The 12,856-nt window shown below is 68.7% G+C and carries 2 protein-coding genes and 1 pseudogene; all 3 read right to left on the bottom strand.

Annotation, left to right across the window (positions count from 1 at the left end; all coding sequences use genetic code 11):
- Positions 1 to 469: 469 nt before the first annotated feature.
- Positions 470 to 11,938: a toxin glutamine deamidase domain-containing protein gene (locus tag ABD901_RS54810; protein WP_345143426.1), complete on the bottom strand. Its 11,469-nt coding sequence runs from the start codon at positions 11,936 to 11,938 to the stop codon at positions 470 to 472.
- A gap of 60 nt (positions 11,939 to 11,998) precedes the next feature.
- The gene (locus ABD901_RS54805; protein WP_345143423.1) at positions 11,999 to 12,307 is read right to left on the bottom strand and encodes a hypothetical protein; all 309 of its coding nucleotides are present in this window, start codon (positions 12,305 to 12,307) and stop codon (positions 11,999 to 12,001) included.
- A 368-nt stretch (positions 12,308 to 12,675) separates the two neighbouring features.
- Positions 12,676 to 12,856 (bottom strand): annotated as a pseudogene (locus ABD901_RS54795) (IS66-like element ISArch14 family transposase); the annotation flags it as partial.

Here is a 12,856-nt window from a genome sequence, read left to right as displayed (position 1 = left end):
CCGAGTAGCTGGCCGCTTCGCACAGCCACTCCAGCGGTCCACTGGACGTAGAGCTCGCTCGCCTGGTATCGGTACGGGTGCACAATCCGTGCCTCGTGTGCCGCCGGACTGAGCGTGATCCCCGGTTCTGACTTCAATGCATCGAACAGGGTGCTGGTCCGTACGTTCCGGCCGTCCCAGGTCGGGGCGGCCAGCCTCAGCCGTTGTCGAACACGTTGGAGCGCCTCGGCGACCTCCTGCCACTGGGGCCGGTTCGCCTCGGAGCGGTGGACCGCTATCGGCTCCGAAACGTATTCGACGATATCTTTCATGACTGTGCGCAGGTTAGGCCGTATCTCCCCGGGTGCCGATTCTTTACTCCGGTACAACTGGCCATCAGGCCCCCGGAAAAATCTTCTGATGTCGAGCGTCACCGCTATGCCGGGCAAACTTGCCAGGACGTCACCATACTCAGCATTGGCATCGGCCTTCAAGACGACGATGAGCTGGCGGGGTGCGCCGGATCACCCTCGGCGATGGCGACGCGTTTGTGCAGTGCGGCCAACTCAGCGTCACCGAGCAGCCCGTCGACCCCTTCGCTCCCGATCACGATCTCACCGTCTTCGTCGACGGTGTACAACCAGGTCACGTCTCGATGGTTGTGGTTGAGCACCAAGTCGGGTGGCAGGTCGTCGAGCCGATACCAGATAGGGATTGAGACGCAGCTCGCCGCGCTCGTCGCGTCCTCCGGACGGACAGCCGAAGGCCCCGCGAGCTCACCGTGCCAGAAGTCGAGCTCCAGGTCCGGGTCCGGGTCGACGTCGGTTCGGGTCGCGTCGAAGGAACTGACATGCGACGGTGGGTGGATCGTCCGTGCGGCCGGGGCCGCGTCGATTCGTGCCGCGGACATGCCCAGCGTGTAGGCGAAACGGGCGATGCGGGCGACGATCGCCGCCGGGGGATGGCCCGAGGCGAACGCATCAGCAGCGGCGCCGGTGAGCTCTGCCGGTGCGGCGGCGTAGGGAAGGGCTCCCCGGTACGCCAGGACCGCCGCGACGGTCCTGACGGACAGGAGCACGGTCTGCGGGGCTACGACGTTCTTGCTCAGCGCAACGATGTCCAGGTCCCCCGCCGACATCGCCTGACCGGCGACGGCGACGTCGACCGGTCCGACTGCGATGAACGAGATCGCTGCCGGATCCGCGGGCAATGACGCCGGGCCCCCGGTCTGACCGTCGAGGAACACGACCCCATCGACGTCACGGGCGGCGTTGAACACATGCCCCGGAGCACCGTCAACTGCGCCGTTCACGACAACGAATCCGTGTGCGCCCACCTCCGCGGCCGCCAACGCCTGTGCGATCGCCGCGAAGCCACCCACCGGGAGCAACGTGCGAGGTCGTACCGATCCGCTCTGTTCACCGCGTGAGTCGTTCGCGTAGGCGATCAGATGCTGGATCGGCAGGCCGGTCCGGTCTTCGATCGGCGGGGCGACGAACACTGATTCGCCGGTCTCATCGCTCAGCGTCTGGTGCGTGGCGATCGCGGTCAGCAGGCAGTTGGCCAGCCAATCGTCTACTGTGTCGGCTGGCCTGGGGCGCCCGCCACCCGCAAGGCCGTCGTTGACCTGTCCCAGCCAGCCGAACCTGTTGGCGAACTCACGCTGACGATCACCGTCCGGATGCCACCACCGAAGTCCGGCCGAGGCGCCGCCGCGTGCAGCGTGGCCATCGACCGCGCCGACTCGGGACGGCATCGCACGTTGCGTGTGCGGACCATGCTTCTGCCGACGCTGCGAAATAGCCGGATCCGAGGTGCCGTCCGCGCTTGATTGATGGTTCGGTGCAGCCGTCAGGCGACCGTTCTCGTCGGGAGTTGGGATGTCCCGGTCGGCTTCGTCCGGCAGCCCAACCGGACCATGAGGCCCGCCCGGCCACACCGGGTCGGGCAGCACCGTCGGGGAGTCACCGTCGCGCCGCATCATGATCAATAACGGGACGACCTGACTCTCTTGGACGAGCCAGATCAGCATCAGATAGCGCGGCACGATCTCTGCGGGAGCAACAGCGCGGGCTCCCAGCAGCCGGTCCCCCATCAGCATCGGCGAGTCGGTCCGGCGCGGCATCCGCCGACCCGATCGCCAAATCTGCGGTGGCGGCTGGACCTGTATCGGGGACGGCACCGAGGCACGGAAAATCGCAAGCGGCCCACCGTCCGGGAATGAGGCGTATTCGTCCACCAGTCCCAGCAGGTGCAGCATCTCATGCAACAGAAGAGACTCTGCGTCCCGCGCAGCGAAGTTCAGCAGGCTTACCGGCCACGAAACGCATGTGACCCGCGCATGCGGCGTGGCGGGCACTTGGATCACCTGATGTGCCTGGTCGCGGTCGGTGAATTCGACCAGCAGGTGGAACTGGTCCCCGTCGGGTAGCTGGAACCGTTCGTTGAGCCGCTCCTGGACCGCCCTCGTCGCGCTCGCCTCGAGCCGCCGCACGTCGCTGTCCGACACGCCTGGCGCGGGATCGAGGTGCAGCCGCAGCCGGAAGATCCGTACCGTTCTCGACGTGGCCGACCCGTTCTCCGCGACCTCCACTCGCACCACATCGTAGACAACCGGGCATCCCCAAAATGTAAGCATCCAGGCGGTTCGGTATGGGTCGCCCATCTCCCGGTTCTCGGTGCGAACCGTGCGATAGGCGGAGGGGGGCAGGCTACGCGCGATCTGGTCCACCCCGCGCAGCGGCGCCGCGGGCCGCCACCAGCCGGGGCCATCGGCCGATACCGAACTTGTCCGCCAGCCGCTCAGCCAGTCCCGCTCCGGCCGGTCCGCGTCGTCGACCGGGGCAGGTAGCTCGAGGTCCGAGACGCTGATCTCGGTAGGCAGCGCGAGCGTGCTCCCGGCCCGGCCGACAACCGCCTGCAGACGCGACACCCACCGGACACCACCGCCGATCGCATCGTGTTGCCCTGCAGCCGGCACGCCCTCCTCGTCGCGCTCCAACAGGCCGGCGACCTTGTCGAAGACGCTCCCTCGGAAGGACTCGCTGACTGCAGCAGCCCCGGCCAACGCGTCCTGCCAATCAGCGTCCTGATGGTGCTGGCCGGTGACGACGACCGTGGGGCCCGGTGTACCCGCTCGGTGCGCCGCCACGGCGCGTGCCGCGACCGCGGCGGCCAGTTCTTCGATCGCCAGCCGGGCCTCGTCGACCGGTAGCCGGCTGACCGGATCTCGGGCGACCAGGATCGACCGGCCATCCAGCAGACGAGCGCGCTGCCCGTGAAGCCGCCGCTCCGATGGGGGCACCGGCTCCGCCCCCAGGAACCGGACCCGCACCCAGGCTTCCGTTTCCTGCCCGGCGTCTTCCGTTTCCTGCCCGGCGTCGGTGCTCGCCGTCTTAGCGACGTGCAACACGTGCCGGACCCTCGCCCGGCGAACCAAATGCGTTCCCCGACGCTGGGCCCACCGGGTCAAACCCAGCTCCAAGCGCCAGTCCAGGGCCCCGACCACCCATGCACCGAGCCTGTCGGCCGCCTCGACGCTGTCCGGGACGTGGACCGTCACCTCGACCACCGGCCAGCACCCGGGCGGGATCGCGGGCCAGAGTGTATCCAGCGCCGCGTCGCTGGTCCCGGCGATGGCCAGACCCCAGATCCAGTGCAGCGCAGCGATCATCGGCGGCGCGTCCGAAGGCGGATCCTGCTCGGGATCGACCATCCGCAGGCCGGCAAGGTAGCCGCGCAGCTCCGCGCCGGACAGTATGTCGGTCGAGTGCGGGTCCTCGACGATCCGGGCCAGCCGGGCTCCGTGCAGGACGTGAGCGACGTTCCGGTTCCACAGGCTCCACATGTCGGGTGAGTCGTGTCCCACCGCCGCTGGATTGGCGGGTGCGATTGCCGCCTGCTGACTCGCCGCGCCGGACGCAGGGGCCGGCCCGTTCGCCGGCCCGCTGGCCGGTCCGGTCTCCTCCTCGGTCACGTGGTAGACCCGGGTCAGCGTGTTGTCCGACATGCCCAGGGTGTCGACGATGCGGGTCACCCGGAGCTGCCCGCCCGGGGCCAGGATCGCCTGGCCCTGGTCGGCCAGCAGCCGCCCTGACCGGTGCCGGATCCGAACACCGACCTGTCCGGAGGGCAACTCGGCAGGCAGCCGATCGACGGAGCCCGGCAGCGGGAACCGGTTGGTCGCGACGCCGGTCACCCCGATGAAGCGCGCGAACTCCGAGATCGTCGCGACCGCCGTCACCGACTGATTGGCCGGCAACCGCGGCAGCGCGTCCAGGGCCGCGGCGACGATCGCGGCGGTGACCACTGCCTGGACGCCGCCGCGCCGGATGGGCCTGAGCAGGCTGTCCCAGGCAGCTCCGGCGTACGCTCGCAGCACGCTCGACGTCCGGGATTCGTCGGCCGCCGGGGTCGGTGCCGCGAGGAAGGTTTCCGCGAGCGTCAGCGCCGCTTCGTCGGTGACGATCGGCTGGGGGCCGCGGAGCACGTCGAACGGATCGTCGAGTTGGTCCACCCGTCGGCGCAGTTCCGCGGCCCGGCGCTCCGGCTCGCGGAGCTGCGCGAGCCGGGCGAGGATCGCGTCGTCGGAGGCGAAGACCGGGGCGAGGCCGTCCAGGACGGCGACAGTGTCTTGGTGTCCGGACGGCTCGGCGTCCCCGGGGGCAACGTCGTGGGTGGCGGATCGCTCCGCGCGGCTCCAGGCGCTGGCCAGCACGTGAACAGTCCGCATAGTGTCGGCGGCCGGGACCGGCAGCTCGGCCGGCCCCGGGTTCGGGGCGAGATCCGCGGCGGTCCGCGCGATCAGGGCGAAGATCAGGTTCTCGGTCGCGGCCGGATTACCGGCGGCTTGGATTACCCGAGAGACTCCCTCGGCGAGCCGGGCCTGTTGATCGTCGGCGAATGCCTGCCAGGGAACCGCCGCCTCGCCGAGCCTCGCCCGCAGCACGATCGTCCGGGCGATCGTGGCGCCGGCCTCGACTGGTACCTCGCCGTCGACAAGATCACGGAGCTGGGCAAGGGTGCGTTCAGCTCTGCTCGGCCGCGCGTCGTCAGACGCAGCAGCGTTCGGTCCGCCCGTTGCCGCAATCGGCGGCACGAGACCGGCAACGGCGTCGACCATCTTCGCGGCGACGCCCGCTCCGCCGGCGCTCCAGATCGTGTCCAGCTCCTCGCCGATCCGGCGGTACAACTCGTGCCGCTGCGCGGCGTCGGCCCGCCGTTCGGGCAGCTCCGATACCTCAGCCAGCGGCAAGCCCGTCCAGTCCAGCTCGTCGAGCAACTGACTCCGCTCGTGCAAGGCCGCCATCCGGTAGCTCACCCACGCAGTCCACGGCAGCACCACCGTGTTCATGAAGTGGTCCACCGCCGGCGCGGCGGCCGGGTCGACGCCGTTGGCTTGAAGCACGACATCGAGCCACCGCCGGCGACCGTCCCGCAGCCAGGCGTCGAGTCCGCCGCTCAAGATGCTGATCGCCGGTCCGGAGGTCGCGCTGCCTGACTGCCACCAGGCGAGGAGCAGCTCCCGTAGTTCAGCGTCGGCGTTCCGGAGAGTGTGGTGTGCGTGCTGGGGGTCCGCGTCGTTGGACTCTGCCGGGAGGTCGACCGACACGGGCCAAAGCGGACGGGACGGCGCTGTCGGAGTGCCTCCCAGACCGGCGAGGTCCTCGAGCGCACCGGACATTTCGCCGGCCGGCAGCGAACCCGGATCGATGCGGTAGGTGAGCACCGAGTCAGGGGTGGCCGTTCCGGCCAGGACCACCAGCCCACCCGGCCGGACCAGCAGAATATCCGGTTCCATGTCGGCGTAGATGTCGTCCCGGTCGGAGTTGACGCGTGCCGCTTCGGTGAGGGCCGTGTAATCGCGCAGTGGCACCAGGTACGAGCGCAACACCGGCACCGGCTTGGCTCGCAATGTCGCGTTCGGGCCGTCCTCACCAGCGGCGAGGGCCGTACCAAGCATCATCATGGCGAGCTCGGGTCGGTGAGTGATCGCGAGCAGGCCGCCGCCCGGAGCCGACGCGAATAGTATCCGGCCGGTTTCCGGGTCCTGCTGGACATCGGCGGCGAAACCGCTCGCAACACTGGTGCCAGCGTCCACCCGGCGCAGCACCTGCCGGTGCGGCACGACGGTGAAGAGCCGGACGTTCGGCACACCGGCGCGGTACTCGAGCACGACGCCATCAGGGCCTAGCTGCGGGCCCAGACGCGGGGCCAGTCGCGGGGCCCGGTCGGCAGCTCCCGGATCGACCGCGCTCGGGTCGGGCGCCGAGGATACCGCCGCGAGCAATGTGGCGCCGGCCTGTTGCGACTGCTCGATCAGGGTCAAGCGGAACGAGCCATCATTGACGATCTGCCGGTTCGCAATCTTCAATCGGGTGCCGGGCCGGAGGACTACCGCGCCGGGCAATACCGCGCGCAGATCCGCCGCCGAGACTGCAGAGATGGCGAGTTGAGTGGATCCGGCAGCCAGCGCGGTGGCGTCGCCACCGGTGGAGGCGACCAGCGGGAACGAGATCCTGAGTTCTCCGTCGCGCGAGAGCCGGTCGATGTCTTTGGAGGCCAGCACTACCTGGACCGTACCGGTGTAGGTCGGGACACCGGCGCGATTGAACAGCGTCTCGCCGACGATCGCCGCCACCGCCGCGGCGGCCTCCGCGCGATCAGCGGTGCGATCAAGCAGGTTGTGGACAAAGTCGGCCATGTCGCTGTGCAGATGCGCATACACCAGAGACCACCTGCTGAGCTCCTCCTCGGCCGCGCCCGGCTCGATCCTCTCCCGGTAGCCGTCGATCACACTCGCGTCGAGGTAACTCCGGGCGATTGCGACCTGGCGGTCGAAATCCCGAGCCTTTTCGGCGCTGGACGACGCGGGCAGCCCACGCCGCTCGATCGCTCGTAGGGTCGGTGACCGCTGGAGTCCGTGTAGCCGGGCCAGGCCAGCCGCCAGCTCGACGGCGCCGGCGACCGTGACCTCGCCCAGAAGCAGTGCCCGCCGGACCCGGCCGGTGAGCTCGCCCAGCTCCGACGTCCCCGCCCAGGCGTTGCCGGCATATGGTGTGACAATCGCGCGTACCTGCCGCTCCACCTGATCGGGACGCGGCCGGACCTGTCCTTGCTGCGTCGTAAGCGGTGGGGCGGTGGCCACCGGTTTGCCCAGGCGCTCGCTCAGCTGGCGGGCGGCGTTGGCCAACCACCAGTCCACGTCACGCCGCGGCCGGTGGCCCCGGACCACCTCGGGCATGTAGCTGTTGGATCGGTTGTTGATCTCCCAGCGTTCCGACCTGTCGTTCCACAGCAGCTCGCCGGTGACCCGTGCCGGCCGCACCACAGTCCTGCCCTCAGCATCGAAGCCCACCGCGAGTGTCGGGTGTCCCTGGCCGTCGATCAGCTCCCTGAACCGTTGCGACGTCAGGTCCGGTTCGACCCGCCGGACGCTGGCGAGCAGCTGATCCCACTGCTCCTCGCTCCGCAGCCCGCGGCCATCGGCGGTACCGACCAGTACATCTCCGTTCTCATCGACCGTGTAGCTCCAGATCGTGTCCTTGCGGTCCAACACATCCTGCGGGGGCAGCTCGTCGAGCCGGTACCAGAACGGGTTGAGCCGGACCTCCCCGCGTCCGTCCCGTTCATGCTGCTGCACCGCGCGCGGTCCCGCCAGGTGGCTGTAGCGCAGCTCGAGTTCCTGGTCCCGCGTCGCTGGACCAGGAAGAGGCCCGGTTCCGGGGGCCGGATCGAGCTGGCCCGGCCGGTCCTCGACGTCGAGTCCCGGCCGCGCGGTCGCGGCGAGCACCAGCGGAGTCGTCGGGTCCGCCGGCGCGACACCGGGCCGGCCACTCGTCGTGAGGTCGAGCACGACGTCCGCCGTGCTGGTGTCCACGAACGGCCGGGGCCGCGCCGACCCGGGCTGCCCGGCGAGGGCGGGAACGGGCAACGCGTACGACCCGAGATACAGCTCGCCGAAATGAGCAGCCTGGTCCCGGGCGCATTTCGGGTCGTCGGAGTGGCTGCCGTACTCGATGTTTCCCAACATCGGATCCGGATCCATCCCGGGGCTGCCGCTGCCGGTGAGCGGGCGTTGATACACGCGGCGCTCGGCGCCGTATGGACGGGGCTGAGTCTTGAGCTGGCCATCATTGCTGACCGCCACGCCGCCGGGCCGCAATCCCGACAGATTGCCCAAGTCGGCACCGTTCGAGACGAGGATCTGCACATGCGCTCCGCCGCCATCCACGGCGGTGAGATCCCGCCGCGCACGGGAGTGGCCATGGTCGAGACAGATCTCGAGGCTGAACCGTAGCCGCCCGACTTCGAAGACCACGGAGGCATCGGTGCCGGCGGCTGTACGGCTCTGTCGGACGCCCTCCTGGAACTGTGAACGCCGGATCCGCGCGAGCACCGTGTTGGGCCCGGCCGGCGGGAAGTAGCCCACGGTGTCGCCGCTCTCGTGGACTTTGTGCACCTCGTGCAGGAGACGCCCGTTCAGCACCGCTACAGCTGTGTTGTGCAGCGTGATCCGGCCGTTCGCCGGCTGGCTCGCCCACAATGTGGTTCCCGGAACGATGATCATGTGCGGGTACTCGGCGCTCAAGCTCAGTGCCTCGTTGACAACCGCCTGTTGGTCCGCTGCTGTGAACGGCACTCCGGCGCGCTTGAAGAACCACTCAGGCAGCGTGAAGAGGCCGACGGTGGTAGTCGGCTGCGCCGACGTGCCGACCGCGTGCCGGTTGCGGAAGTCCTGGTAGGCTGAGCGAGCGGCGTCGCGGAGCATCTGGAGCCGGATGCCCAGTTCACCCGGGTTGTGTCCGGACACGCTGGCGAGTGCCACGCGGGCCGACTCGTGCCGGGCCCGCGACGCGGCCACCGGCTCGGTCACGACGGGCGCATCGTCGTCGATGAAGTCAAGAAAGTCGCCGTCGTGGTCGATGAGCGCCGGAGCCGAATAGACGGCGATCTCGTCGTACGCATCCTCGGCCCGGCCCGAGTCCGGGAGGACGAATCCGGGCCGCTGATTGTGCAGCAACTCCCTGCGTATCACGTCGACGGCCCAGCCCAAGCGCAGCACCGCCGGGCCGCGCCTGCTCGACGCCTCCGAGGTGAGGTACGCGCCCTTGGACCTGGTCCAGATGGCTATCGCTTCCTGCACGGCGGACAGCCGATCCAGCCGCCGGGCCACGGCCTGTTGCGGGACCGCACGGTACGCCTCGACCGCTCGGTCGATGGCTCGCAACTGCGCCGACCGTCGGCTGAGCAGCAGCCGGGAGGGCTGCGGCCAGTCGATCAGCAACCGGTACGCGGACGGATCGGCCGCGACCACCGCTGCTGATCCGACCGCCCCGACCAGGCCGGCCAATTCATGTCCAGACAGCAGCCGGGCACCGGCCGGAATCCCGATACCCGGCGTAGTCGGGAGAAACTCCAATGCCGTCACCACCTCCGGCAGGCTCGCCACCGTGCCGCGCTGACCGTCCAGGAATGCCACACCCGACTCGTCCCGAACGACGTTGAACGCGTGCGCGATCTTGGAAGCCGCGCCTCGCACCAACACCAAACCCCTGGCTCCGACCTCGGCCGCCGCGAGAACCGCTCGGACCGAGTCCAAATCCTTGACCCGAAGCACCACTCCAGGCTGATCATCGGCCAGCCCCAACTGCTGACGCTGATAGCTCACCAGAGCCGATGCGGGCAATTCCTCCGCCGCGCCGGCCTGATGGCCCACGCCCTCCTGCAACGACAGATCCGTTGCAATCGCAGTGATCACGCAGTTGGTCGAGAACCCCCCGTCCAGCCCACCCGACACCAGGTAGGGATTCACGTGTCGAAGCCACGGGTACGCCGACAAGATCTCCGACTCACTCCGGTGTACCGGGCCAGAGGTCGTGGCTCCGGGCCGATGTGCCGATCCGGCGAGCCTGCCCAGCAAGACCGGCGTGTGATCCGCGGCGGTGTCGGGGCGGAACCTGTCGTCCGAACCGAGCTTCACGCCCGTTTCCGTTGATCCCGTCGTGGGTGGTTGCCTCAGCCGACCTTCGCCGCCAGCGGCGTCAACAGACGCGGACCTGGCCTGCGTCGGGTGCGTCAGCGTCTGGGGCCTCTCGGTGTGGGTGGTGGGTGCGTTCGGGGTGTCCCGTGCGTCGGCGGCGCTGGCGTGGCCCTCGGACAGATCGGTGGTGGCCGGTGGGGAGGACGGTGCGCCTGAGGTTGCCACCTCAACTGGCGTGGTCAGGGCGGCGGCGGTCCTCGAGCTCGGCGCTTGCGTCGGCGCAGCGGGGCCCGCAGCGACGGTGCCCGGCGGATTCGTCTGCGTACCGGTCCCGGTGTTTCCCGTTGCGTCGGCGTGTGGTCCCAGGTGACGGACCGTCGCCTCGGCACTGCCGCCAGTTGGGGCAACACCACTCGGCGCCGCGACCGGTGTGGCCGCCACATGGCCTGGTCCGGGGCTGTTTCTGGCCCACACCCCGGAACCAGCCACCTGGTCCGGGGTCGCCGGGCTGGGCACGTCCTGCGGCGTCCACGCCACCGGTCGGCTATTCGCGGACTGACCACCACCAACCGCCCGCCCGGGGCCCGCTCCGGGATGGTCAGCCACAGCCGGTCCGGGACGGTTGTGGGATTGGTTGCTGCTTGCGGACCGGGCGGGATCGGCGTCGGCGGGGCGTGGCTGGGGGTTGCCGGCCCCGACCGCGTCCGGATCGAACACCGCGGACGGCGGTAGCGGTGGTGACGGCGGCTGCTGCTCGTACGGCGGCGGCGCCTCATACGGCGGCAACTGATCCTCACCACCACCGTCACGGTCGCTGCCGGTGCCGTGGTGATGGCCGGCATTCTTCGCCGGCGCACCATCGGTCAACTGCCGCAACCGGCGACCGGTCGCTCGGCCCGCTCCTTCCACACCACCGGACAGCGCCTCGGAGAAGAACGTGTGCGGCGTCGAACTCCACTGCCAGTCCTGACCCGTGACAGCCCCGTATGACCCCTCGCCAACCACACCGACCAGGCCCTCATGCAGCATCTCCGGCGCGATTCCGCCACCACCCGCATGACCCTCACCACCCAGACCGGGCACATCGTGCGGACGAACCGTGTCGTCCCCGCCGTGCTTGGCCACCCCGGACAGAGCCGGGTCAGCCGCATCCTCGACGACCTTGTCCTTGACGAGCCGGTCGTGCGGCCCCTGCCTCCCGGCGACTCCGATCGCGTCCCCGACCCCGTCCTTCGCCACCGGCGTCGTCGTCTTGACCAACAACGCATCCGCACCACCACCGACCGCCGGCTTCACCAGCTTCCCGCCACCACCCGTCAGATGACCAACCGGACCCAGCAACATTCCGATCGCGCCGATCCAGGACCCGACCTTTGCCGCGTTACCGGTGAGTTCGAAATCCCAGTGCTTGCGGCTACCCCGCTGGAACTGGATCAGCTGCGCCAACGCATCGATCTCCACCTGCAAGCTGACCCCGACCAGCTGGCTCTCCCCCACTGCCAAGGTCACCAGCGTCATCCACTCCTGGATCCTGAACCGGTCCCACAGCACCTTCGCCAGAAACTTCTCCCACTCCCCAGGGACCAGCCAAGCCGTCACCAAGAAGAACGAAAATGACTGCATCAAATCGACGATCACCAACAGGGTGGAATACTTGGCATACTCCACCTTGAGGCCCAGGTCCTGCAACGTGAGGCCCATGCGATGCACATACCTCGACGCGAGCGGCAGATAACCTCCCGGGCCCAGAACCTTCCCGATCGTCTCCGCGTATGCCCGTTCAGAATCCCCGACCACCCCTTCCTGAATCCGCGAACTCCCAGACCTCAGCAACACCGAAACCCGGTCGATGCCATTCGAAGCCTCGATATGCGCCGCCCCGATCGAACGTAGATGATCCTCATTCGTCCCCGGAAACGCCTCCCCCGTCAACCACTTCAGGAACGCGGAGGCCTCCGCCGACATCTCCACTGCCACGCGTCGACCCCCGCTCCCGAATCCGGCCCGTCACATCAGCCCGACCCACCCACCCATCAGCTAATGCCTTGAACCGCGGCCCCCCGAACCGAGCCTGGCATTCTCCGCTTCCACGTCCTCGGCCACGGCCGCCAACAACGCGACGCTATCCATGTTGCCCATGGTGAGCTCCAGAATTGCGTCCAAGATTCCGTTGACCAACGGAATCTCTTGGTCGAGAAACCCCTTGATCTGACTGTCGATCTGGGCATATATTCCCCGGGCAACCGGCGTCGCCGCCGCGACGGCGGCGGAAAACGTCTCCCGCACATTGGTCATCTCTTCCTGGGCGGGATACAACCACCGCTTGTGAACCAGTTCGGTTGACACGTGAATTTGACCGCTCATCGCCTATTCCCCTCATTGTCGACCCAAGGCGGGTATTGCGGGAAGCAAACCGTGAAGCGTTCCTCGTCGAGGCGGTGCAGCAACGCCGGAACGAGGTCACCCGACGAGCCTCTCCTTGCACGCCAATGCCGATACTCCGGCCGGGTCCATGAACGACGAGCCGGACTCATCTCCGCTTCGGCGATGATGGGCATGCTCGTACGACGAGCGCCGCCACCGTACGGTTCAAGCAGGCGGTCCTGGTCGTCCGCTCAGTCCCGGACGGCATCCGGCCCAGGCACCTGGCCACCGACAACACGATCGGCAGGTCCACTGCCTACGACTACCAACTTCGACCTGAAAGTAACTGTTCAGCTGGTTCCGGGTAGCCAGGTCCGTCCATTGTGGAGGCTGGTGAGGGCGTCGAGGGCGTTGATGCCGTGTTTGCGGGCGGTGGAGAGATAGCTGCGGATGGCGCAGAAGGTTTCGGCGCCGGCGAAGGTGCGGAGCCCGCCGCTGATCTTCTGGCGGAGTTTGACCATGCGGATGTCG

This window comes from Dactylosporangium darangshiense, assembly GCF_039537565.1.
GTDB lineage: Bacteria > Actinomycetota > Actinomycetes > Mycobacteriales > Micromonosporaceae > Dactylosporangium > Dactylosporangium darangshiense.
The sequence above is the reverse complement of the archived record's forward strand: the minus strand, read 5'-3'. Positions and strand labels throughout refer to the sequence as shown.